General features: G+C 49.1%; 26 protein-coding genes and 2 tRNA genes. 18 read left to right on the top strand and 10 right to left on the bottom strand.

Annotated elements, in window-relative coordinates; all coding sequences use genetic code 11:
- From B067_RS0108405 to B067_RS0108390, 4 genes are read left to right on the top strand one after another with little or no spacing between them, the layout of a single operon-like run.
- Positions 1-228, top strand: coding sequence for a cysteine-rich CWC family protein (locus B067_RS0108405; RefSeq protein ID WP_019529637.1), 228 nt, complete (start codon positions 1-3; stop codon positions 226-228).
- 30 nt (positions 229-258) lie between these two features.
- Entirely contained in the window at positions 259-1,023 is a 765-nt protein-coding gene (gene cysZ / locus B067_RS0108400) for a sulfate transporter CysZ (RefSeq protein WP_019529636.1), read from the top strand.
- Positions 1,020-1,526: a glutathione peroxidase gene (locus B067_RS0108395; RefSeq protein WP_019529635.1), complete on the top strand. Its 507-nt coding sequence runs from the start codon at positions 1,020-1,022 to the stop codon at positions 1,524-1,526. The genes cysZ and B067_RS0108395 overlap by 4 nt, the downstream gene beginning before the upstream one ends.
- Positions 1,527-1,538: 12 nt before the next feature.
- Entirely contained in the window at positions 1,539-2,081 is a 543-nt protein-coding gene (locus B067_RS0108390) for a DUF924 family protein (RefSeq protein ID WP_019529634.1), read from the top strand.
- Here B067_RS0108390 and B067_RS0108385 read toward each other — a convergent pair.
- The gene (locus B067_RS0108385; protein WP_020700292.1) at positions 2,078-2,728 is read right to left on the bottom strand and encodes a cupin domain-containing protein; all 651 of its coding nucleotides are present in this window, start codon (positions 2,726-2,728) and stop codon (positions 2,078-2,080) included. The two genes, B067_RS0108390 and B067_RS0108385, sit on opposite strands and share 4 nt — an antisense overlap.
- Before the next feature lie 109 nt (positions 2,729-2,837).
- Between B067_RS0108385 and B067_RS0108380 the strand changes: the two genes are divergently transcribed.
- Complete coding sequence (locus tag B067_RS0108380) at positions 2,838-3,434, top strand: hypothetical protein (RefSeq protein ID WP_019529632.1); 597 nt, start codon at positions 2,838-2,840, stop codon at positions 3,432-3,434.
- Positions 3,435-3,583: 149 nt separating this feature from the next.
- On the opposite strand, the gene rhlB is transcribed toward B067_RS0108380, so the two are convergent.
- Positions 3,584-4,915, bottom strand: a complete 1,332-nt coding sequence (rhlB, locus tag B067_RS0108370; protein WP_019529630.1) for an ATP-dependent RNA helicase RhlB — start codon at positions 4,913-4,915, stop codon at positions 3,584-3,586.
- A 156-nt stretch (positions 4,916-5,071) separates the two neighbouring features.
- Here rhlB and B067_RS21805 point away from each other — a divergent pair, with 156 nt between their 5' ends.
- Complete coding sequence (locus B067_RS21805) at positions 5,072-5,212, top strand: hypothetical protein (RefSeq protein WP_019529629.1); 141 nt, start codon at positions 5,072-5,074, stop codon at positions 5,210-5,212.
- A 120-nt stretch (positions 5,213-5,332) separates the two neighbouring features.
- Here the strand turns inward: B067_RS21805 and B067_RS0108360 are convergent, their stop codons facing one another.
- The 7 genes from B067_RS0108360 to hemA all read right to left on the bottom strand — a co-directional run bounded on the left by B067_RS0108360 (position 5,333) and on the right by hemA (position 10,865).
- Positions 5,333-5,947, bottom strand: a complete 615-nt coding sequence (locus B067_RS0108360) for an HvfX family Cu-binding RiPP maturation protein (protein ID WP_019529628.1) — start codon at positions 5,945-5,947, stop codon at positions 5,333-5,335.
- Between the two features lie 79 nt (positions 5,948-6,026).
- Entirely contained in the window at positions 6,027-6,266 is a 240-nt protein-coding gene (locus B067_RS0108355) for a diguanylate cyclase (protein WP_019529627.1), read from the bottom strand.
- Positions 6,267-6,347: 81 nt separating this feature from the next.
- The gene (locus tag B067_RS0108350; RefSeq protein WP_156820792.1) at positions 6,348-6,569 is read right to left on the bottom strand and encodes a hypothetical protein; all 222 of its coding nucleotides are present in this window, start codon (positions 6,567-6,569) and stop codon (positions 6,348-6,350) included.
- A 213-nt stretch (positions 6,570-6,782) separates the two neighbouring features.
- Positions 6,783-7,529, bottom strand: a complete 747-nt coding sequence (locus tag B067_RS0108345) for a HesA/MoeB/ThiF family protein (protein ID WP_019529625.1) — start codon at positions 7,527-7,529, stop codon at positions 6,783-6,785.
- A 10-nt stretch (positions 7,530-7,539) separates the two neighbouring features.
- Entirely contained in the window at positions 7,540-8,385 is an 846-nt protein-coding gene (gene prmC / locus B067_RS0108340; protein WP_019529624.1) for a peptide chain release factor N(5)-glutamine methyltransferase, read from the bottom strand.
- Positions 8,382-9,467 (bottom strand): peptide chain release factor 1, encoded by a 1,086-nt coding sequence (gene prfA / locus B067_RS0108335; protein WP_019529623.1) that lies wholly within the window; start codon positions 9,465-9,467, stop codon positions 8,382-8,384. Before prfA ends, prmC begins: the two co-directional genes overlap by 4 nt.
- 105 nt (positions 9,468-9,572) lie before the next feature.
- Positions 9,573-10,865, bottom strand: coding sequence for a glutamyl-tRNA reductase (gene hemA / locus B067_RS0108330; RefSeq protein ID WP_019529622.1), 1,293 nt, complete (start codon positions 10,863-10,865; stop codon positions 9,573-9,575).
- 285 nt (positions 10,866-11,150) lie between these two features.
- Here hemA and B067_RS0108325 point away from each other — a divergent pair, with 285 nt between their 5' ends.
- From B067_RS0108325 to B067_RS0108275, 11 genes are all read left to right on the top strand, one after another.
- Positions 11,151-12,920: a tetratricopeptide repeat protein gene (locus tag B067_RS0108325; protein WP_019529621.1), complete on the top strand. Its 1,770-nt coding sequence runs from the start codon at positions 11,151-11,153 to the stop codon at positions 12,918-12,920.
- Between the two features lie 2 nt (positions 12,921-12,922).
- Positions 12,923-13,537, top strand: a complete 615-nt coding sequence (lolB, locus tag B067_RS19970; protein ID WP_019529620.1) for a lipoprotein insertase outer membrane protein LolB — start codon at positions 12,923-12,925, stop codon at positions 13,535-13,537.
- 20 nt (positions 13,538-13,557) lie between these two features.
- A complete protein-coding gene (gene ispE / locus B067_RS0108315; protein ID WP_020700291.1) occupies positions 13,558-14,397 on the top strand; it encodes a 4-(cytidine 5'-diphospho)-2-C-methyl-D-erythritol kinase in 840 nt (279 codons plus the stop codon).
- Between the two features lie 21 nt (positions 14,398-14,418).
- Positions 14,419-14,493 (top strand) — tRNA-Gln (locus B067_RS0108310).
- 418 nt (positions 14,494-14,911) lie between these two features.
- Entirely contained in the window at positions 14,912-15,844 is a 933-nt protein-coding gene (locus B067_RS0108305; protein ID WP_019529618.1) for a ribose-phosphate pyrophosphokinase, read from the top strand.
- 237 nt (positions 15,845-16,081) lie between these two features.
- A complete protein-coding gene (locus tag B067_RS0108300; RefSeq protein WP_019529617.1) occupies positions 16,082-16,738 on the top strand; it encodes a 50S ribosomal protein L25/general stress protein Ctc in 657 nt (218 codons plus the stop codon).
- A 47-nt stretch (positions 16,739-16,785) separates the two neighbouring features.
- Entirely contained in the window at positions 16,786-17,385 is a 600-nt protein-coding gene (gene pth, locus B067_RS0108295; RefSeq protein WP_019529616.1) for an aminoacyl-tRNA hydrolase, read from the top strand.
- Positions 17,386-17,426: 41 nt separating this feature from the next.
- The gene (gene ychF, locus B067_RS0108290) at positions 17,427-18,518 is read left to right on the top strand and encodes a redox-regulated ATPase YchF (RefSeq protein WP_019529615.1); all 1,092 of its coding nucleotides are present in this window, start codon (positions 17,427-17,429) and stop codon (positions 18,516-18,518) included.
- A gap of 147 nt (positions 18,519-18,665) precedes the next feature.
- Positions 18,666-18,742 (top strand) — tRNA-Met (locus B067_RS0108285).
- A gap of 708 nt (positions 18,743-19,450) precedes the next feature.
- Positions 19,451-19,642 (top strand): DUF1289 domain-containing protein, encoded by a 192-nt coding sequence (locus tag B067_RS0108280; protein ID WP_019529614.1) that lies wholly within the window; start codon positions 19,451-19,453, stop codon positions 19,640-19,642.
- A 31-nt stretch (positions 19,643-19,673) separates the two neighbouring features.
- Entirely contained in the window at positions 19,674-20,159 is a 486-nt protein-coding gene (locus tag B067_RS0108275) for a pilin (protein ID WP_019529613.1), read from the top strand.
- A gap of 103 nt (positions 20,160-20,262) precedes the next feature.
- Here the strand turns inward: B067_RS0108275 and mqo are convergent, their stop codons facing one another.
- On the bottom strand, positions 20,263-21,747 hold the full coding sequence (gene mqo, locus B067_RS0108270; RefSeq protein WP_019529612.1) for a malate dehydrogenase (quinone): 1,485 nt from the start codon (positions 21,745-21,747) through the stop codon (positions 20,263-20,265).
- A 261-nt stretch (positions 21,748-22,008) separates the two neighbouring features.
- Between mqo and B067_RS0108265 the strand changes: the two genes are divergently transcribed.
- Positions 22,009-22,518 (top strand): DUF501 domain-containing protein, encoded by a 510-nt coding sequence (locus B067_RS0108265; protein WP_019529611.1) that lies wholly within the window; start codon positions 22,009-22,011, stop codon positions 22,516-22,518.
- Positions 22,519-22,558 lie beyond the last annotated feature (40 nt).

Here is a 22,558-nt window from a genome sequence, read left to right as displayed (position 1 = left end):
ATGAATAAAAACCTCTGCCCACTCTGCGGCAATGCCAACCTCTGCGCCGTTGAATTGGGCGATAGCATAGCGCAATGCTGGTGCAGTAAGGTGGACATTAGCCGCGAGGCCTTGGCCGCTATTAACGCCGCCGAACAAGGCCAACGCTGCATTTGCCAGCCGTGTGCCAGCCGTGTTGACCAGCTCAGCCACCCCGCAAAACCGCCTCCACAGCCGCCACAGCAATAACCATAGCAATAACCATTAAAGGAACCATACATGAAAGGTAATCTTTTAGAGGGCGCAGACTACCTCGCCCAAGGCTTTAAGCTGATTACGCAACCGGGCTTACGCTTATTTGTCATCATACCCTTGCTAATCAACATAGGGATTTTCGCGCTATTACTCAGCCTCACCTTTCAACAGTTCTCCCAGTGGATAGATGACTTAATGGCCTGGCTACCTAGCTGGCTGGAGTTTTTACGTTGGATAGTGTGGCCGCTAACGGTGGTTTTTGTATTGGCCATTAGCAGTTATTTATTTAGCACCATCGCCAACTTAATTGCCTCGCCCTTTAATGGCTTACTGGCGGAAAAAGTAGAAGAGCGCTTAACCGGCGAACCGGTTAATGGCCCAGAAACTTTTGCCCAGTTGCTATTAATGGTCCCGAAAAGCTTCGCCCGAGAATTTCAAAAAATAATGTACTACCTGCCCTTAGCGCTGCTGGCATTAGTGATAACCTTTATCCCCTTAATCAATGTTATCTCACCGCTGCTGTGGTTTTTACTGGGTAGCTGGATGATGAGCATACAATATTGCGATTTCCCCATGGACAATAACCAGCGCTCGTTTAAAGCCATGAAAACCGCACTGGGCCAATACCGACTCACCTCCAGCGGCTTTGGCATGATAGTGATGGCCGGCACCATGGTACCGCTAGTGAACTTTGTGATTATGCCGGCGGCCGTCTGCGGCGCGACGATTTATTGGGTAGAAAAACTAAAACACGCAACACCACAAAATAACGCTAGGATTAAACAATGAAAACCAGCCCTCTTTATGATGTCAGCGTACAAAACATACACGGCGAGCCCATCTCACTTGCCGACTATCGCGGCACAGTATTACTGATTGTTAATACCGCCAGCGAATGCGATTACACCCCACAATACCTAGAGCTGGAACTATTACAGCAGCAACTACAACAACGCTTTGGCGCCGACAGGTTTGCCGTATTGGGCTTCCCCTGTGACCAGTTTGGCCAACAAGAACCAGGCAGCGATAGCGACATATTACAATTCTGCCAAAGCCAATACGGCGTTAGCTTTCCGCTTTTTAGTAAAATCGAAGTCAACGGCCCGCAAGCCCATCCACTCTACCGCCATTTAACACAGACAGCGCTACCACCCACTGGCCGCAGTGCCATACGCTGGAATTTTGAAAAATTTATTGTCGATAAAAAAGGTCGCGTTGTTAAACGGCTACCGCCAGCGCGCTCCCCATTAAGCTTACAAAAACATCTGGCCGGATTTATTCAACAATACTAAAAGGACGTTGCCGTGATTACAGCTAAGGACATCATCACATTTTGGTTTAGCGAACTTAGCCCAAAGCAGTGGTGGCTTAAGGATACACAGCTGGACCAAACCATAGCCCAGCGCTTTTTACCCTGTCTACAACAGGCAGCAAGTTGCGAGCTGTTTGCCTGGCGCAATAGCGCCTTGGGCAGGTTAGCAGAAGTGATAGTGCTGGATCAGTTTTCGCGGAATATTTACCGCGATAGCGCACAGGCCTTTGCCAGCGATCCGCTGGCCTTGGCGCTAGCGCAAGAGGCGATAAGCCTAGGTTGCGATCAAGAACTCAATCCCATACAGCGCAGCTTTTTATATATGCCGTTTATGCACAGCGAGTCCGCCGCCATACATGAAGTTGCTGTTCAGCTCTTCAAAGCTAATGGCGAAGAAAACAATTACCAATTTGAACATAAACACAAAGCTATTATTGACCGCTTTGGCCGCTACCCCCACCGCAATATCATCTTAGGCCGGCCATCCACCACGGCAGAGATAGATTTTTTAAAACAGCCCGGCTCTAGTTTTTAACGAGGCACGTGGCCTGTTTTTATCCAAATAACGGTTTCTTCTTCTATAGCAGGGCGATATTGGCTCACGTCTGAACTGCGCAGCCACGTGCGCTTGGGGTAACAGCCGTGCTCATCTTTAAGGCTACCAGACAATACCAACACCTCCGCAGCACCGACAAGGCAACAGGGTTGGCATGCTACGCCAACCGGCCATTTCATTAAGGCTACCTGCTCGCCTTTAAACTCATGCAACGGCATCACTTGTGCGCCATCGATGCCAGCCTGCCATGGTGTTACTAAGGTATTGACGCGTACAAAGCGTGAATCATCCGCCTGAAACTGATTTAGTTTTACCAATATAATACAGCCTGGTTGACTAAACGGGGTATGAGCGCTGCTGGGAGGATTGCGCAGGTAAGTGCCGGGGCCGTAGTCACCGGTCTCATCAGAGAACACCCCCTCTAATACAAAAATCTCTTCACCTAAAGGGTGGCTGTGCTGGGTAAAGCTAGACTGCGGTAAATATTGCACCACGCTAGTGACATGGCCACTCTCGGCAGCTTCACGCTCCAAGGGTTTGCGCAACACCATGGGAGAGGGGCTGCTTACCCACGCCATATTGGCAGTGTCTATCACTAAGGGTTTACTGAAATCCATATTAAGCATAAGTACTCACTCTTTTTAACTAACCGTCTTTAGCCCAGCATTTTAAACACAACATAACGGGGTGTTGCTATACTCCGCACTTTTATCACTTCAGGTTAAAAACCACATCATGATTTTAAAAAAATACCACCGTCGTATCGGTCTGGTCATGTTAATACCCCTGTGCCTATGGGCCGCGACCGGGGTATTTTTTAGCATAAAGCCGGGCTACCAAGGGGCCTACCAAAAGCTCTATGTAGCCACTTACCCCCTAGCTCACTCGGTAACACTAAGCAGCCAAGCCGATTGGCAGGAACTGCGGCGGCTAAAAACGATACTGGGCGAGCACCTGCTAGTAAAAACAAATAATCAATGGCAGCAACTACATACCCATAACCAGCAGCCATGGCCCGCAGCCACGCCTGCACAGGTGCAGCAACTGATCGCCGACGCCTTACGCAGCGATCCGCAGCGCTATGGCAATATAAACACGGTAGACGGCTATCAGGCTACCACCACTACTGGCGTGAACATCACCTTAGATTGGCACACCCTCGGCCTAAAACAACGCGGCCAAGATACTGAGTTTATCGCTAAGCTATATAAACTTCATTATTTGCAGTGGAGCAACAATGCGTTTATCAATGGGCTGTTAGAAACTATTGGTTTAAGCTTACTCATCATTTTAACTCTGCTAGGCGCTTGGATAAGCGTCAAAAAAACTTAAGATTTTTATCCTACTTTTTAATAACGCACTAGCTTATGCTACCCCGCCAAAAAATCTCTAGCCCTTATATTTCGCCCATAAATCTGGCCCATAAAAAAACGCCTCTGTTTGAGGCGTTTCGTTTTATCTTTACTTAGCAGGCGCTATATTTAGCGCAGCAGCTCTTCCGGCGGCTGCTCACATTTTAACTTATCGCCTAACAACTCTTCTATGGTGGGCAACAAGAAGGCGTCATCTTCACAGGCAAAGCTAATAGAGGTGCCTTTAGCGCCTGCTCTACCGGTGCGGCCTATACGGTGTACATAATCTTCCGGATCTTCCGGCAGCGTGTAATTCACCACATGACTAATGCCTTTAACATGTATACCCCGGCCCGCAACATCGGTGGCAATTAACACTTTCAACTTGCCATCTTTAAAGTTCTGCAGGGTAGAGGTGCGTTTATTCTGTGGCACCTCGCCCGATAACATGCCGCACTTCACACCGGCTTTCTGTAAACGCTCAGATAATTTACGCACCTGATCGCGACGGTTGGCAAATACTATAACGCTTTCAACACTGTCGTCGGTGACGATATTTTTAAGTAACCGATACTTGTCCTGGGCTGCAACAATAAAGACTTTTTGCTCGACACTATCGGTAGCAACACTCTCGGGCTCTATCTCTATAGTGATGGGGTTAAAGGTCCATTGCTCGGTGAGACTAAGGACTTCCGGGGTAAAGGTGGCACTAAATAACAGTGTTTGCCTATCTTCCTTACGCGGGGTTGAACGCACAATACGACGCACCTGCGGTATAAAGCCCATATCTAACATGCGGTCGGCTTCGTCTATAACCAACACTTCTATCTGATCTAAATACAAATCACCGCGCTGCATAAAATCGATTAAGCGCCCCGGCGAGGCAACCACAATATCAACACAGTTATTTTGCAGCTGTTGTTGTTGCTTTTGATAATCAGCACCGCCAATTAAGGTCACCACATTAATATCTGTGTGCTTCAGCAAGCCCCGGGCATCATCGGCTATTTGCACCACTAGCTCACGGGTAGGGGCTATGATGACGGCTCTGGGTTCACCCGCAAAACGCTCACCCTCTATAGGGTTGTTTAATAAGTCGTTAATAATGGTAATTAAAAAAGCGGCTGTTTTACCGGTACCGGTTTGTGCCTTGCCTATAACATCGTGGCCTTGCAGGGTATGAGGTAGCGACGCTGCCTGTATGGCTGAAGGGTATTCAAAACCCAAGTCGGCAATGCCGTGCATCAGCCTATCGTCTATGCCTAGGTCGTGAAAACGCGCTTTACCATCCAGTACCGGGACTTTAAATTGATCAACAGTCCACGCAGGCTGCTGAGGTTTGGCTTTTTTGCTCTGTTGATGCTTGCCGCGGCCGTGGGGCTTTTTATCGGCTTTTTTGGCCTGAGGCGCTGAAGATGTCACTTCAGCCTTATTTTTCTTTCCAAATAACTTACCTAACAAGGGCGTATCTCTTATATGTTGCAATGAATAGCCCAGTATTCTAGCACCTATCAGGTTGTTTTACGCCCACTTATTACTACCCTAGCGCGCAGACTCATTCCAGAAGACCAGCCGGACTGGGGCTTTGAGGCCAGCCTCGGTGCCAAGCATCGTAATATGGATATCTCTATAGACGCTGGTAGGCGCTGGCGGCAGGCCTTAACTGTATTTTGTCCTATCACAGCCTTTCAGCAAATGCCGGTTAATCAACAAGCAGCCATAAATCAATTTATCCATACGCCCCTGCCACAAAGCTAAACACAGCACTTCCTGCCTGACATTACGATATGCAAACAGCTATACATATAGACAGATAAAAAATACCGAAATAAATTCAGTATTTTTTACAGTACTTAGGTATAGAAAATTACTGGGTGTTTACGGCTTAGGAAAAGCACGACTCAGCCAATAATCTAGGCTTACATAGCGACCACCGCCACTAAAGAACAGCGACAACAACATAACAAAATAGGTAATGGAAAATTCTATGCCATTATTAACTATCACCAGCGAACCACGCCCGGTTAACCAAGCGTAATTACCGTGTTCTGTTAAAATTTCTTTGGCTCGCTCTAAACGCATAGTCGCTTCGGCCACACGTTCGTTAGCAAAGGGCGCGCTGGCATCAGCTATGGCCTGCCAGCCATTGGGCCAATGCACGGCAAAAGCCGCCACTAACATGGTGACCATAAGTGGAATACTAATCCAACGTACCGCAAAGCCTGCCGCCAAAAAAACAGCACCTAACACTTCGGCCCAGCCAGCCAAAAAAGCCATTAAGGTAGGCAGAGGCATACCTAAGTAATCGCCAAACCACTGCACGGTTCCGGCATAGGGCATTAGGGTGGTGAAATCAATTTTACTGCTGCCTGCCATCCAAAATACGGGAATTAAATACAAGCGCAGCAATAGCGGTGCTAGGCCGCTTAGGCAGGCTGTTCTATCCAACAGCTGCGCCTGCATACAGTAATAAGTGTTGCTTAGTTTGCTCATGGTAAATATTCTCCGCCTTGTTTTATTCGTTATTATTCGGGGCTTAGACACAGCGATATTATTTAGTTCAATGCTAACCTTAGGATAGGTAATACACAGTATTTTTACCTTTATATTTTGCCTGATACAACGCCTTATCAGAGCGCGAGTATAGATCTAAAAACTTTTCATCAGTCGCTCTTAATGCTGACACACCCACGCTGAGTTTAACTGCTATATGAATACCGTTTTCAGCCGCGAACTCATTAGCATCTTGATAAGCTCGAATTCTTTCGGCTACCAACTGTGCTTTATCAGGCGTAGTTTCTGGTAACAACACAGAAAACTCCCCCCTATTCTGGCAAGCACATCTTCTAAACGCACATTCGGGATAATGTTTTTGACTACTGCCAATAAAACTTTATCCTCTATCGGCATTTTCAAAAAAACATCTACGATCAAATAAACCGGTTAAGGCGTCGGTATTAGCCTGCTGTTGATAGCTTTCTTTTAACTCATAGCGCTCTGTTATGTCCGTTGAAAAACCAATCAGCACCTTGCTATTATGGGAAAACTGGCTGTCACCTTTGCCTATGACCTCGTCATAGCGCCTGCCAAACATCTCTAAAACCTTTTGGTTCACATAGGTATAGCAGCCCTGTAAGCCTTTGGTAAAGACATAGGCCCCCACATGGCTGAGTACGTTTTCTAACGTTTTTTATTTTTACTCGCAGGGCTTCTACTTATTTATTACTCAATGCAGCAGCCTTTATTAATCAACAACGCCATTAAGAATAGTGCATAAAAGCACAATAGCTCACGAAGGGCTGCATGATGTCTGTGAAAGTCTGTGTAGCTAAGATGCGCACACTGGGCAGCTGGTATTTTTGGGTAATGTGAGCTTGCGCCACTCCATAACCTTGGCATCAAATATCATTAACTGGCCGATTAAAGGCTGGCCAAAACCGCTGATAACTTTGATCGTTTCCAAGGCCTGCATAGAGCCTATCACCCCCACCAAGGGTGACAACACGCCACTTTGTGAGCAGCTTAGCTGGCTGTCATCGGCATTATCATCGTACAGGCAGCGGTAACAAGGGCTGTTAGCGTCGCGGCTGTCAAACACCGCCACCTGGCCTTCGCTGCGTATAGCCGCCCCGGATACCAAGGGTTTTTTCGCCGCCACACAGGCGCGGTTAATATCAAAACGGGTGGCGAAGTTATCGCTGGCATCTACCACCACATCAACATGCTTGAGGGCATCATCTAACAGCTGCCCCGCTAAATGCTCGTTAATACATTCTACCCGCACGTCAGTGTTAATCGCGGCTATACGCTCGCGTACCGAGATCACCTTAGGGCGGCCTACATCCGCCACATCGTGGGCAATTTGGCGCTGTAGATTGCTGATATCCACAGCATCAAAATCGGCCAACCACAATTCACCTACACCAGCCGCCGCCAGGTACAATGCAACAGGGCAACCCAAGCCGCCCATGCCCACAATTAACACCTTAGCGTCTATAAGCGCTTGCTGACCGGCCACATCAAAATCGGGCATCATAATATGCCGGCTATAACGTAGTAACTGCTCGTCGTTCATTACTATTACCTCATGCCGTGGCGGGATATTGCGCCAGTGACACTCTATCCATACCCGCTATATCTTGTCGTGTAGCCACTGCGCTATAACCCTGTGTATGCAACAACTCACGCACGGCTGGGCCTTGATCATAACCGTGTTCCAGCAGCAGCCAAGCCCCAGGTTCTAAATAGGCTTGCGCCTGTTGAATAATATGGCGGATATCCGCCAAGCCTTTGCCGGCGGCAACCAAGGCACTGCGCGGTTCAAAACGCACATCGCCTTGGGCTAAATGCGGGTCGGCTGGATCGATGTAAGGCGGGTTGCTAACGATCAAGTCAAATTGCTGCACAGGAATTTGCGCAAACCAATTGGACTGTAAAAATTCAACATTATGAATCTTGTTTTGCTGGCCATTGTCTTGCGCCAGCGCCACCGCCTCCGCTTGCACATCACAGGCCAGCACCTGCCAATGATTATTTTCTGAAGCTATGGCCAAGGCTATAGCGCCGGTGCCGGTACCTAAATCTAAAATACGTGCCAGCGCAGTATCGGCCAACTTTTCTAAGGCCAGCTCTACCAGTAATTCGGTTTCGGGGCGGGGGATTAAGGTAGAGGCGTTGACACGTAAATCCAGCGTCCAAAAACCGCGACTGCCTATCAGATAGGCTATAGGCTCACCGCGCTGCCTACGCTGTAATAGCACCGCAAACTGCTGCTGTTGTTGCTCGCCCACCTCGCGCTCTGGCCAGGTTTTTAAATAGCTACGATCTTTATCCAAACAATGCGCTAGTAATAACTCAACATCTAAGCCGGGCGTATCACTTACAGCCGCTAAGCTGCTGCGACTGGCTAACAGCTCGGCTATGCTGCTCATTCGTCGCCCATAGACGCCAATAGGTCAGCCTGATACTCATTGCGCAGCGGCTCTATCACTTCGTTCAACGCGCCTTCCATAATCTCATTGAGTTTATATAGAGTTAAGTTAATGCGGTGATCGCTAATCCGGCTTTGCGGATAGTTGTAGGTGCGTATGCGCTCAGAGCGGTCGCCACTGCCCACTAAGCTGCGGCGCTCACTGGCCTGCTCCTGCTGCTGCTTATCTTGTATGCCGGTTAAGATGCGCGACTGCAATAAGGACATGGCACGTGCTTTGTTTTTATGCTGCGAACGCTCGTCCTGGCACTCCACGACTATGCCAGTAGGCATATGGGTAATCCGTATCGCCGAGTCAGTTTTGTTAACGTGCTGGCCACCGGCACCTGAGGCCCTAAAGGTATCAACCCGTATATCGGCCTTATTAATTTCTATGGCATCCACTTCATCGAGTTCAGGCATAACCGCCACGGTACAGGCGGAAGTGTGCACTCGGCCCTGCGATTCGGTTTCAGGCACGCGCTGCACGCGGTGTGCACCAGACTCAAATTTTAAATGGGCGTAAACATCTTGGCCACTAATGCTGGCAATAATCTCTTTAAAGCCGCCGTGATCGCCTGCACGCTCAGTCACTACGGTAATTTTCCAACCTTGGTTTTCGGCGTAGCGTGAATACATACGGTATAAATCACCGGCAAAAATCGCCGCCTCATCACCACCGGTGCCAGCCCGTACTTCTAAAAATACATTATTGGAATCGTTGGGGTCACGGGGTAATAACAGCTTTTGCAGCTCCTGCTCCAACTCATCTCTTTGCGCTTGGCTACTTTTAAACTCCTCTTTGCCCATGTCACGCATTTCAGGGTCGCTATCATCCATCAACACCTGCGCTTCTTCGATATTTTCTAGGGCCACGCGGTATTGTTCATAGCATTTCACCACAGGTTCTATTTCGGCATACTCTTTAGACAGCGCGCGGAATTTATTTTGATCGCTAATCACGTCGCCATCACTGAGCAAAGCGGCTATTTCTTCGTGCCTATCGATTAAGTTTTCTAGCTTATTTACTAACGATTGCTTCATATCATGTCTTTTAATTAAGATGCGGTAGACCTGCGCGGGCAGGCTGTTTACTGCGAATGGTCTTGACGCGCTCACGCGCTATAGCCATGACCCGTTTTTGCCGCTTTATTTTTTCAAACCAAACAGTTGTTGTGTCAAACTGATTAAATCTTTACGGCCATGGGCACTGGCCTTCTTCATTTCTATGCTGGGGCTGTGTATCAACTTATTGGTTAGGCTGCGCGCCATCTGTTCCAGTACACGCTCGGCCTGTTCACCTTTTTCTAATTGTTTTAAAGCCTTAAGCAATTCGGCATCACGTATTTGCTCTGACTGGGAGCGAAAAGCTTTGAGTATATCTACCGCATCCAAGGAGCGCAGTTTTTGCAAGTAATCGCATACGCCTTCATTAATAATAACATCGGCCTTGCGCACTTCTTGCTGCCTGCTCTGGCGGTTTGCATCGACGATTTCAGTGAGATCGTCAACCGTATATAAGTACACATCCTCTAACTCGCCGACTTGCTCTTCTATATCCCGCGGCACTGCGATATCTACCATTAACATGGGCTTGTGCTTGCGTATTTTTAAGGCGTGCTCCACGGCACCCTTGCCTAAAATCGGTAGCTGGCTGCCGGTAGACGAAATCACTATATCGGCGCTAACTAATTGCTCGGGGATTTCCGATAGTAACACCGCCTCGGCGCCAAACTGCTGCGCCAACTCGCGCGCGCGCCCCAAGGTACGATTGGCCACGACTATGCTACCCACGCCATTTTCAAACAGGTGCCTAGCGACTAGCTCTATGGTTTCGCCAGCACCAATTAATAGCGCTGAGGTATTGCTCAAGTCTGAAAAAATATGGCGCGACAAGGTCACCGCGGCAAAGGCTACCGACACCGGGTTTTCGCCTATGGCAGTATCGGTGCGTACTTTTTTAGCCAAGGAAAACACATGCGGGAAAACATTATACAGCTGCGAGTTGATCGCCCCTGCCTCCTGTGCCACCGCGTAGGCCGATTTCATTTGGCCAAAAATTTGCGGCTCACCCAACACCATAGAATCCAGACCGCTGGATACCGCCACCATATGACGCAGCGCCTGCTCTTGGTGATGCTCGTAATAGCAGGCCTGCAAATCCGCCAAGGATAGATGATGATAGTCCGCCAGCCACTGTAAGATACGCTGGCTGGCCGCGCCGCCCTCGGCATTATCACCCTCAGCGCTATCACCCTCTCTGCCGATTACGGCAAAAATCTCAGTGCGATTACAGGTGGATAAAATAACCGCCTCGTCTATGGCCGCGGTCGTCAGTAAATCCTGCAACGCCTCGGTCATTTGCTCAGGCGCAAAGGCCACGCGCTCGCGCAGAGACACATGTGCCGATTTGTGATTAATACCCAGTGCTAATAAAGCCATTTGCTGTTGGCGAACCTTACAAAGTCATCTCAGTTTGCCCAACCTAATTATGGCTGCTTTGGCCAAACCCTAAAAAAGCGCCTAATACTATCAAGTTAGCGAGCAAATGTGGATTGATCTTCGCCTGACTTTGTCTAACTATTTTTGCTTAACGACACCAAAGTAAGCCTAGCAAGCGTTAAAATCGACTTTTTCCAGCCCCAGCTCAGACTTAGCCCCCCGCCTAGCTGGTTTTCTAACAGGCCTTTGTGTCATTATGAGAGCAATTGAAGGAACACTGTATTTATGAAGAACTACCTGTGGCTTATTGCCTTGCTCACCCTACAGCTAGGCGCCTGTACCGCCCCTCAGCACGCCGTCGACACACCCCCAGCCACGGCTGATAAGCCTGCTCAACCCAAAGCTGCCGCAGCTATACCCAAGCGCCCCTTTCCGGCCGAGAGCTTTCACCAGCTGCTAGTGGCTGAGTTTGCGGTACGTCGCGATCAATTCGATGTCGCCCTAGACCACTACGTGCAACAAGCCCATCAAACCCGTGACCCAGGCGTGGCCACCCGCGCGACTCGCCTTGCCCAGTATATGAAAGCACAAAACGCCGCACTGGATATGGCACAGCTGTGGGCAGAGTTAGAACCCGATAGCGCCGAGGCCCAATACACTACCGCTACTTTGCTGGCGCAAAACAATCAACCGCTAGAGTCTCTAGAACATATGGAGCGGGTACTCAAAGTCGGCGGCGCCACCAACTTTACCGCGATTGCGGCCTCCAGCCTCAACATGCCTGCGCTCAGCCAGCAAATGGTGGCCTCGGCCATAGATGAATTAATTAAGCGCCACCCTCAGTACGGCCAATTATATGTTAGCCGCGCCATTCTGCAGCAAAGCCAAAACCAACTCAGCCTAGCACTGGCCTCAGCCCGCAAGGGCGTAGCGCTGGATAACAGCGACATACAAGCGGTGATTATAGAAACGCGGCTACTGCAACAAATGGGTAAGCACGAAGAAGCCTTTGTCAGGCTAGAGGCCATACAACAGCAATACCCCAACAACCGCCGTCTGCGTTTGCAATATGCCCGCCTGCTACTACAAAAAGATCTCAACAAGGCCCGCGAACAATTTGAATACCTGCTAGCTGATACCCCTAATGAGATCGATTTACTCATGTCGCTAGCGCTGATTAACACCGAGCTCAACGACTACCCGCAAGCTAAACAATACTTCACCCTCGCCCTAGCCACCGGCACCCGCAACAATGAAGCCCGCTATTATCTCGCACAAATAGCCGAGCGCGAAAATCAACTCAGCGTAGCCATAGACCACTACCAAGCCATATCAATAGGGGATGATTACATAGCCGCCAGTAACCGTATGGCCGAACTCTACAGCCAACAAGGTGATAACGCCGGCGCACTGGCCATGTTACAACAACGCCGCCAACAGCACCCCGATTTAGCACTGCGCTTTTATCTTATCGAGGCTGAGCTATTGCTTAGCCAACAGCAATACCAACAATGCCATGCCCTACTCAGTGAAGCCTTGGTGCAACACCCCAATCACGCCAACCTGCTATACATGCGCTCATTGGTTAGCGAGAAACGAGACGATTTTGCGTTAATGGAACAAGACCTGCGCAATATCATCGCCCAAGACCCAGAAAACGTCACCGCGCTAAACGCCTTGGGCTATGTGCTGGCCAATCGTAGCGAGCGCCTAGACGAAGCCTTCTCCTTAATTAGCCTAGCGCTGAGCTTAAAGCCCAGCGACCCCGCCATACTCGATAGCCTAGGCTGGGTAGAATACCGCCGCGGCAATCTTAACCGTGCCTTCAGCCTGCTAGAAAAAGCTTACAGCCACTTCCCCGACCCCGAAGTAGCCTCACACCTAGGCGAAGTGTTATGGATGCTGAATCAGCCGGAAAAAGCCCGCCAAATATGGCAGCAGTCGCTGGAAAAACACCCCAACAACCCCCTGATAGAAAACACCATGCAACGCCTGTTGAATGACAGCAGTGACATCACCACCGCACATCCGCCTGGCCAGAAGGCGCAACCCTAAACATGGCTATACGCACATCAAACTTACTCACCACCCTTAGCCTGCTGTTATTAGCCAGCGCCTGTAGCCACCAACCACAACCAGAGGGTGCACTATGGCTGAGCCAGGCCCAGCAGCAGGCCAATCGCGGCATACAGCAATGGCTGATAGGCGGTAAAATAGGCCTACGCAGCGCGTCCGACGCCAACACCGGCTACGTCAATTGGCAGCAATGTGGTGAGCAATTTGATATACGCCTTAGCGGCCCCCTAGGCCAGGGCGCAGCCCATTTATGGGGTAACGGCCAACAGGCGCAATTGCAAACCAGCGAACAACTGTACAGCGCCGACAACCCCGAACAACTACTGGCGCAACAAGGCTGGCAGCTGCCCGTCACCCAACTATTGTATTGGGTACGTGGCCTACCTGCCCCCGGCCACGCTATTAGCCAACAAGATCACGAGGGCTTCAGCCAAATGGGCTGGCGCGTAGATTACCGGCAGTGGCTAAGCCTAGACGGCCACAGCTTGCCCAGAAAAGCCGTTGCCAGCCACCCCCAGCTCAAGGTGACCCTACTACTTAAAAACTGGTCACTGGACGCAGAGTGCAGCGACGACGACCTAGCCCAACAACTCTAAGCACAAGAATATACCGCCACATGACCACACTTTCGTTAATGGCTCCTGCCAAACTCAACTTGTTTTTACACATTATCGGCCAGCGCGCCGACGGTTATCACCAGCTGCAAACCTTATTTCAACTGTTAGATTACGGAGACCAGCTACACTTTAGCCTGCGTGAGGATGCACAAATCAACCTCAGCCCCGCCCTAGCAGGCGTCGCCGAAAACGATAATTTAATTGTGCGCGCCGCTAAATTATTACAACAACATAGCGGTTGCCAATTAGGGGCCGATATACAACTGGATAAAATTTTGCCTTTAGGTGGCGGTTTGGGCGGCGGTAGTTCCAATGCAGCCACCACCTTAGTCGGCCTTAATTATTTATGGAAATTACAGCTGCCTTTAGCTGAGTTAGCACGATTAGGTTTGCAACTGGGTGCCGATGTGCCGCTATTTGTTGAAGGCAAAAGTGCCTGGGGCGAAGGGGTGGGTGAACGCCTAACTGCTCTAAAAATACCCGATTATTGGTATCTTGTAGTGAAACCTGATTGCGAAGTATCCACATTGCAAATTTTTTCAAACAAACAATTGACACGTAACAGCCCACCCATCACAATAGCCGCCGTTTTCGAGGAGGATCACAGGAACGATTGTGAGCCTATTGTAAGGGCAATTTACCCGCAAGTGGATAGCGCACTTAAGTGGTTGAGCCAAAAGACAAAATCTCGATTAACCGGCACCGGCGCTTGTATATTTGGCCAGTTTGCTGATCACGCATCAGCACTACAGGTTTTACATGAGTTGCCCGCCGAGTTAACAGGCTTTGTGGCTAGAGGAGTGAACCAATCTCCTTGTCACATGAAGCTCTATAACTAGAGCAGGCCTATAAAAGTTTATTGGGGCGTCGCCAAGCGGCAAGGCACTGGGTTTTGATCTCAGCATTCGCAGGTTCGAATCCTGCCGCCCCAGCCATATTTAGAAAGCTCACACCCTGTTTAGAAATAAAAGGGGGCGTGAGACGCTGGAAAAGAAGTGTAACTTCTAACCAGCAGGAGTCGAACGAGGTTCGACAAACGCAACAGCGTTTGGACATCATCAAAGATGATGGGGCTTTAGCCCTGAAAGCCGTAAGGCTTGAATCCACCCTGCCGCCCCAGCCATATTTAGAAAACTCACGCTTTTGACGTGAGACGTTGGAAAAAGAAGCCTAGCTTCTAGCCAGCAGGGTTAAGAGCTCAACCCACCTATTTTACAAGTCCGCTGCAGATACTGAGCGGCACACCGGCCAAAAGGTTATACTTCTAACCTAGCAGTTTCGGTGCACAGCACTGAAGCTACAGATACCCACAATCACATACCCACAAGCAGGATACCCGCCTTGTCTACGTTAATGATTTTTACCGGTAACGCTAACCCCGAACTGGCTCAAAAAGTTAGCGAGCAGCTGCACATCCCTCTGGGTGATGCCGATGTCAGCAAATTTAGTGACGGCGAGATCGCGGTAGAGATCAACGAGAATGTTCGTGGTGCCGACGTATTTATTATTCAATCAACTTGTGCGCCCACCAACGACAACCTTATGGAATTGATCGTCATGATCGATGCCTTGCGTCGCGCCTCTGCTGGCCGCGTAACTGCTGTTGTGCCTTATTTCGGTTACGCTCGCCAAGATAGACGCGTACGTTCTTCACGAGTAGCCATTAGCGCTAAAGTCGTTGCCGATATGATGACCGGCGTAGGTGTAGATCGCGTATTAACCGTCGATTTACACGCAGAACAAATTCAAGGCTTTTTTGATGTACCCGTAGATAACGTTTACGGCTCACCCGTATTGTTAGATGACATCAACAAGCAAAATTACCAAAACATCGTAGTCGTATCACCCGACATAGGCGGCGTAGTACGCGCCCGCGCCGTAGCCAAGCAACTTGATGATTGCGACCTAGCCATCATAGACAAGCGCCGCCCACAGGCTAACGAAGCACAAGTGATGCACATTATTGGTGAAGTTGAAGGCCGCACCTGCATATTGGTTGATGATATGGTCGACACCGCTGGCACCTTATGTAAAGCCGCTGAAGCTCTAAAAGCACGCGGCGCTGAAAAAGTCGTCGCCTACTGTACTCACGCAGTACTGTCAGGCAATGCTTTAGTCAATATCAAAAACTCAGCACTGGATGAATTAGTTGTCACCGACACTATTCCACTAAGCGACGAAGCCAAGCAACTAGGCTGTATACGTCAATTATCCATGGCCAATTTATTAGCTGAATCGGTACGCCGAGTCAGCAACGAAGAGTCGATTAGCGCACTCTTTCGTTAAATAGAAACTTAGCCAACAGCAACGCGGCTAAACAAAAGGGACAGTTTTTATACGCTGTCCCTTTTGCCGTTTTACATTAAGGTGTAAAGCGGCCCAAAAAATACCGTTTACCGATAAATATTTGTTTATCGGTAAACACTTAAAGAGCGTAACTAACTACCCGTTAAGCCGCTCGCAACCCTCACTAAACGCCGGTCGCAGGCCTTGGTGAGTTTCGCTACTTATAGGAGACATATTATGTCTGGCGAATTTACTTTAGACGTACAAACCAGAGCTGACTTAGGGAAAGGTGCGAGCCGCCGCCTGCGTCGCCTGGACAACAAAGTGTTAGGCATCATTTACGGTGGCGGTAAGAAAAAACCTACCCCCATCCTATTTGCTGAAAACGAAATCGTTAAGCTTGCTAACAACGAAGCGTTTTTCACTAGCTTAATCACTTTAAACCTTGATGGTAAAGCTGAGCAAGTGGTTATTAAAGACGTACAACGCCACCCCGCCAGAGAAACCTTCATGCACGTTGATTTTATGCGCGTTAGCGCTAAAACCAAAATCACCATGCATGTACCTTTGCACTTCATCAACGAAGCAAACTGCCCTGGCGTTAAGCAAGAAGGCGGTATCGCCTCACATGCATTAAACGACCTAGAAGTGTTTTGCCTACCTAAAGACTTACCCGAGTTTATCGAAGTCGATATGGCTGCGCTAAACGCTGGTGACAACCTGCACATTTCTGACCTAGTACTACCTAAAGGCGTAGAAAGTGTTGCCCTAAGTCACGGTGAAGATCACGATCTATTAGTATGTGCTGTTAACATACCACGTGGTGCTGCTAGCGATGACGACGCAGCTGATGAAGCTGAAGGCGAAACTAAAGAAGAAGGTGGCGCAGAGTAATCTTGCCCCTTTTTAGTATTGCCAAGTAAGACAATAAGGCCCCAACATTGAGCGCAATTCAACTTATCGTAGGCCTGGGTAACCCAGGCCGTGAATATGAAGAAACACGCCACAATGCTGGGGCCTTGTTCGTTACCGAGCTGGCCCGACACTATAACGGCACGCTCAAATCCGAAGCTAAATTTTATGGCGACACTGCCCGCATCAACCTCGTTGATAGCCAGGGCCATAGCCACGATGTACGCTTACTGATTCCCAGCACCTTTATGAACCGCAGCGGACTAGCCATAGCAGCTATGGCCACGTTTTATAAAATTGCACCCGAAGATATTTTAGTTGCCCACGACGAACTAGACATAGACGCAGGCACCGCACGCTTTAAACAAGGCGGCGGCCACGGTGGCCACAACGGCCTGCGCGACACCATAGCCACACTGGGTAACAACAAAAATTTTCACCGCCTACGTATAGGCATAGGCCACCCCGGTTCATCCGACAAAGTGACCGGCTACGTGCTTAACAAAGCACCGGCCAAAGAATATCAAATGATGATGGATATAATTGACGATAGCATACGCGCCCTGCCCCACGCTTTAACAGGCGACTGGGCTAAAGCCATGAACTATCTACACAGCATAAAAGCCTAGGCTTTTACACGACAGCACTACACAGACAACAGGAACAGATCATGGGTTTTAATTGCGGCATAGTTGGCCTACCCAACGTAGGTAAATCAACCTTATTTAACGCCTTAACCAAGGCTGGCATAGGCGCAGAAAACTTTCCCTTCTGCACCATAGAACCCAACGCCGGCACAGTACCTATCCCCGACCCGCGCCAAGATGCACTGGCCGCTATTGTTAAACCCGAAAAAACCATCGCCACCACCATGGAGTTTGTTGACATCGCCGGCTTAGTAGAAGGCGCCTCCAAGGGTGAAGGCCTGGGTAATAAGTTCTTAGCTAACATACGCGAAACCGATGCTATCGCTCACGTAGTGCGCTGCTTTGACGATGACAACGTTATCCACGTCGCCAACAAAATCGACCCCGCCGACGACATAGGTATTATCAATATAGAACTGGCCATGGCCGACTTAGACAGCGCCGAAAAACAACTACAACGTGTCACCCGCGTCGCCAAAGGCGGCGACAAACTGGCCAGTGCCCAAAAAGCCCTACTAGAAAAACTCATCCCCCATTTTGAAGAGGGCAACGCTGCACGTTCATTAAGCTATAGCGATGCCGAACTAGAAGTGCTGCCCAGCCTGCACCTATTAACTATCAAGCCCACCATGTACATCGCCAACGTGGATGAAGAAGGCTTTGACAACAACCCCCACCTAGATGTGGTTAAAGCCATAGCCGCCGAAGAAAACGCCATCGTCGTGGTCATCTGCAATAAGCTAGAATCCGAAATAGCCGAACTGGATGATGAAGAAAAAAACGAATTCCTAGCCGACTTAGGCATGGAAGAGCCGGGCCTAGACAGAGTAATACGCGCTGGCTACCAACTGCTCAGCCTACACACCTACTTCACCGCCGGAGTCAAAGAAGTACGCGCCTGGACCATACCCAAAGGCGCCACCGCCCCCGAAGCCGCAGGTGTGATACACACTGACTTTCAACGCGGCTTCATTAAAGCCGAAGTCATCTCCTACGAGGACTTCATCACCTACAACGGTGAACAAGGCGCTAAAGAAGCCGGCAAACTACGCCTAGAAGGCAAAGACTACATCGTCAAAGACGGTGACGTCGTACACTTCAAATTTAACGTTTAAAAGCGCAGAAAGGCGGTCTAACGGCTTGACAACAAGCGACCAGATCGCCAGAATACGCGCCTCCTGAACAAGCTATTTCGACAACTGTTCAACATGTTTAGCACGGTAGCTGAACATTACGATAGGGATTTATCGACAACAAGTTTTGGCAAGGTAGCTCAGCTGGTTAGAGCACATCACTCATAATGATGGGGTCGGCGGTTCAAATCCGCCTCTTGCTACCATTACAAAAAAGGCTCACCCATAGGGTGGGCCTTTTTTGTAATGGTAGCAAGAGGCGGAACTGAGTTTAAGCCCCGGTTCACAAACTTTGCTTACAGCAAAGTTTGAACGCCAGCTTTCCATGGCGCCCCGCAGGGGTGATAAAAGCCTAAAGCTTTTATCATTCAATCCGCCTCGAATTAATATACCCAAACTCAAAACCAGCTCACATTCCTAATAGGGCGGACCTTTTCCGTAATGGCCGCCAGCGGCGGAACTGAGTTTAAGCCCCGGTTCACAAACTTTGCTTACAGCAAAGTTTGATACCCAAAGCACTGCGTGGGGCATGCTAACGCCAGCTTTCCATGGCGCCCCGAAGGGGTGATAAAAGCCTAAAGCTTTTATCATTCAATCCGCCTCGAATTAATATACCCAAACCCAAAAACCCCTCACACCCTCAATAGGGTGGGCCTTTTTTGTAATGGCCGCCAGCGGCGGAATCGAGTTTAAGCCCCGATTCACAAAGCACTGCGTGGGGCATGCTAACGCCAGCCTTCCATGGCGACCCGCAGGGGTAACAAAAGCCTAAAGCTTTTGTTATTCAATCCCCCTCGCATTAATCTACCCAAACAAGCAGCAGGCTCACACCCTCAATGGCGCGGGCCTTTTCCATAACACCACCCCAACATTTACCACAAGCATTCCCCCCCATTCTTTGCTAACGTTAAACCATGGACACCATCGCCTCCCCCTGCATCAGAAACTGCTGCCTAAACCATAAAGATATTTGCATAGGCTGCCTGCGCAGCCTGGATGAGATACTGCTATGGGGCAAAGCCAGCGAGCAACAAAAAGTCGATATTTTAAAAACCGTCACGCAACGCAAACAACAGGCAGCAACTCACAAACCTAATTCACAATAGACATTCAAACAATATTAGGAAGATAAGCCTCATGCCCAGCCGTAAAACCACCGCAGGCTTTACTCTAATAGAAATTCTAGTCGTACTAGCAGTGATAGCTATATTACTCACTATGGCCATGCCCAACACCAGTCATCGCGTGGCGCAAAAGCAAATTAAAGAAAGCCTGGATCTCATAGCGCCCTTTAAAAAAACCATAGCCGATTACTACCTAGCCACCGCCACCTTTCCCAGCAACAACAGTACTGCAGGGCTACCTGATGCCGATAAAATCATGGGCAACTATCTAGCCTCAGTCACTGTTATTGATGGTGCACTACAGCTCACCCTAGGCAATAAAGCACTGCCGCAAATAAACGGTAAGCAAGTCAGTATAAGGCCTATCTATGTTGAACTATCCCCGGCCAGCCCCGTTTCTTGGGTGTGTGGATTTGATGAGGTTCCTGCAGCTATGCAAGTGAGTGGCGACAACCAAACCAACGTAGAACTCTTGCAACTGCCTATTAGCTGCCGTTAATCACCCAGCGCATTATTAAACATTCATTCGCCAAACTGCAGCGCAAAAAAAACCGATAACATCGTTATCGGTTTTTCGTCTTTTTCTTGCTGCTAGCTAGGGCCTAACCTTCACCATCCAGCTTTAAGGTACTGATATTTTTCGCCCTCACTGCGGCCAATAGCTCAGGATTTTCTCTTAGGCTTTCACCATAGGAGGGGATCATAGCCTTGAGCTTGTCTTTCCAGCCATCATTCTCCAAGCGATCAGCAAAACAACGTTCAATAACACTAATCATGGTTTGAGTAGAGGTAGACGCACCTGGCGACGCCCCCAGTAAAGCCGCTAGCGAGCCATCGGCACTGGCTACGATCTCGGTGCCAAACTCCAGCTTACCCTTGCCCTTTTCATCTTTCTTGATGATCTGTACACGCTTACCAGCGTTAAGTAGCGTCCAGTCCTCATCACGGGCTTCAGGAAAGTATTGACGCAAAGACTTCATGCGCGAACGCTGCGACTGCATAGCCTCGCCAATTAAGTATTTAGTCAGTGACATATTATGTAAGCCCACCGATAACATGGGCATTATATTATCGCCTTTAATGGATTTGGGTAAATCCATACTGGAACCTTCTTTTAAAAATTTGGTGGTAAAACCGGCAAAGGGGCCAAATAACAGCGCCGTTTCGCCACCTATATTACGGGTATCTAAATGCGGTACCGACATAGGCGGCGCACCTATCGCTGCTTTGCCATAGACCTTGGCATTGTGCTGCTTAACCACCTCTGGATTGGCACATACCAGCCACTGGCCACTGACGGGGAAACCACCGTAGCCACGGCCTTCTTTGATTTTTGATTTTTGCAATAAGCGCACTGCACCACCGCCGGCACCTAAAAACAAAAAGCGGGTGCGCACAAAGCGGCGCTTGCCGGTAATATTATTTTTTAATAATACCGTCCAGCCACCCGTGGGCATGGGCTTCATATTCACCGCCGAGTGACCCAGCATTAAATCAAAATTATCCTGTGCTTGCAGATAGCGAATCATGCTTCTGGCCAAGGCACCAAAATCCACATCAGCACCGCGCTCTACTCGAGTGGCCGCCACCGGTTCGTTATCTTTACGACCCTTCATCACCAACGGTATCCACTGCTGGATAAGCGCGGGGTCTTCGCTGTATTGCATGCCTTGAAACTGATGATCTTGGCTCATCAGCTCATAACGCTGGCGCAAAAAGTCTACATTTTTTTGGCCCCATACAAAGCTGAGGTGGGGCGTACGATTAATAAATTTTTTCGGCTCAGGCATAACCCCGCGAGTCACTAAATACGTCCAAAATTGTTGGCTCACCTCAAAGGCGGCGTTAATTTCTTTGGCTTTAGTAATATCCACCTTACCGTCAGTTTCCGGGGTGTAGTTCAGCTCACAGTAAGCAGCATGACCAGTGCCGGCATTGTTCCAGCCATAGGTGCTTTCCACAGCAACATCGGCTAAACGCTCGACCACAGCCACTTTCAGCGTGGGGTCTAATTGATTTAACAGGGTGGCCAAAGTGGAGCTCATCGCTCCGGCCCCCACTAATAGTGCATCGACTATTTTTACCATAATGAATTCTAGGCGCTTGCGCGCCCACCTAATAAGTTTTTGGGACGCAAATTATACGTTTTTTACGTGTATAAATCTCAGTTAGCTGTAATAAAACTAAGCATACAAACTTAAATATGTGTTCAAGTAACAAGGCTATATAAACAACGATTATTGAGTGACTAGCAGCCACTGTAGCGACGCCATCACAGCCAGCCGACCATCTCTTTCGTTACATTTTTTCGGTATACTGGCCGCCCGATAACTAACCTACATTACACTATGACGTTAAGCCCGCAGCAGCTCACACTCATTCAACAACAACTGGGCCGCCCCCCCAGAGGCATAGTCAGCATTGCTGCCGAATCAGCCAGCGGCATCCCCCTAGTGTTGCAAATGCGTTCACTGGTAGACAAGCAACCCTTCCCTACCTTGTATTGGTTGAGCTCTAAAACCCTGAGCAAAGCCATAGGCAGTATAGAAACGCTAGGCTGGGTTAAAACCATAGAACAGCGCCTACAAAATGACTATGCACTGCGGGAACAATTTTTACAGAATCAACGCGACTATGTGGCCAGCCGCTGGCAAAAAATGGATAGCAACGACAAGGCTCTCATCGAGCAACTAGGGTTTAGTCCCTTGTTCGAGCAATACGGTATCGGTGGGATTACCCAATGGGATAAAGTACGCTGCCTGCACATGCAGTACGCGCACCATCTAGCGGAGAGCAATGTGATAGGTGCGTTGATGGACGAAGAGTTTCAACTGAATGAGTTAGAGATAGAGTTATAAGCTGTAAGCTGTAACCTGTAACCTGTAACCTGTAACCTGT

This window comes from Dasania marina DSM 21967, assembly GCF_000373485.1.
In the GTDB taxonomy this organism is placed as follows: domain Bacteria; phylum Pseudomonadota; class Gammaproteobacteria; order Pseudomonadales; family Dasaniaceae; genus Dasania; species Dasania marina.
The sequence above is the reverse complement of the archived record's forward strand: the minus strand, read 5'-3'. Positions and strand labels throughout refer to the sequence as shown.

Coding starts and splice junctions, on each gene's coding strand:
- B067_RS0108405 (WP_019529637.1), top strand. CDS start 1: ATGAATAAAAACCTCTGCCCACTCTGCGGCAATGCCAACCTCTGCGCC.
- cysZ (WP_019529636.1), top strand. CDS start 259: ATGAAAGGTAATCTTTTAGAGGGCGCAGACTACCTCGCCCAAGGCTTT.
- B067_RS0108395 (WP_019529635.1), top strand. CDS start 1,020: ATGAAAACCAGCCCTCTTTATGATGTCAGCGTACAAAACATACACGGC.
- B067_RS0108385 (WP_020700292.1), bottom strand. CDS start 2,728: ATGCTTAATATGGATTTCAGTAAACCCTTAGTGATAGACACTGCCAAT.
- B067_RS0108380 (WP_019529632.1), top strand. CDS start 2,838: ATGATTTTAAAAAAATACCACCGTCGTATCGGTCTGGTCATGTTAATA.
- B067_RS21805 (WP_019529629.1), top strand. CDS start 5,072: ATGGATATCTCTATAGACGCTGGTAGGCGCTGGCGGCAGGCCTTAACT.
- B067_RS0108360 (WP_019529628.1), bottom strand. CDS start 5,947: ATGAGCAAACTAAGCAACACTTATTACTGTATGCAGGCGCAGCTGTTG.
- B067_RS0108345 (WP_019529625.1), bottom strand. CDS start 7,529: ATGAACGACGAGCAGTTACTACGTTATAGCCGGCATATTATGATGCCC.
- prmC (WP_019529624.1), bottom strand. CDS start 8,385: ATGAGCAGCATAGCCGAGCTGTTAGCCAGTCGCAGCAGCTTAGCGGCT.
- prfA (WP_019529623.1), bottom strand. CDS start 9,467: ATGAAGCAATCGTTAGTAAATAAGCTAGAAAACTTAATCGATAGGCAC.
- hemA (WP_019529622.1), bottom strand. CDS start 10,865: ATGGCTTTATTAGCACTGGGTATTAATCACAAATCGGCACATGTGTCT.
- B067_RS0108325 (WP_019529621.1), top strand. CDS start 11,151: ATGAAGAACTACCTGTGGCTTATTGCCTTGCTCACCCTACAGCTAGGC.
- lolB (WP_019529620.1), top strand. CDS start 12,923: ATGGCTATACGCACATCAAACTTACTCACCACCCTTAGCCTGCTGTTA.
- ispE (WP_020700291.1), top strand. CDS start 13,558: ATGACCACACTTTCGTTAATGGCTCCTGCCAAACTCAACTTGTTTTTA.
- B067_RS0108305 (WP_019529618.1), top strand. CDS start 14,912: ATGATTTTTACCGGTAACGCTAACCCCGAACTGGCTCAAAAAGTTAGC.
- B067_RS0108300 (WP_019529617.1), top strand. CDS start 16,082: ATGTCTGGCGAATTTACTTTAGACGTACAAACCAGAGCTGACTTAGGG.
- ychF (WP_019529615.1), top strand. CDS start 17,427: ATGGGTTTTAATTGCGGCATAGTTGGCCTACCCAACGTAGGTAAATCA.
- B067_RS0108280 (WP_019529614.1), top strand. CDS start 19,451: ATGGACACCATCGCCTCCCCCTGCATCAGAAACTGCTGCCTAAACCAT.
- B067_RS0108275 (WP_019529613.1), top strand. CDS start 19,674: ATGCCCAGCCGTAAAACCACCGCAGGCTTTACTCTAATAGAAATTCTA.
- mqo (WP_019529612.1), bottom strand. CDS start 21,747: ATGGTAAAAATAGTCGATGCACTATTAGTGGGGGCCGGAGCGATGAGC.
- B067_RS0108265 (WP_019529611.1), top strand. CDS start 22,009: ATGACGTTAAGCCCGCAGCAGCTCACACTCATTCAACAACAACTGGGC.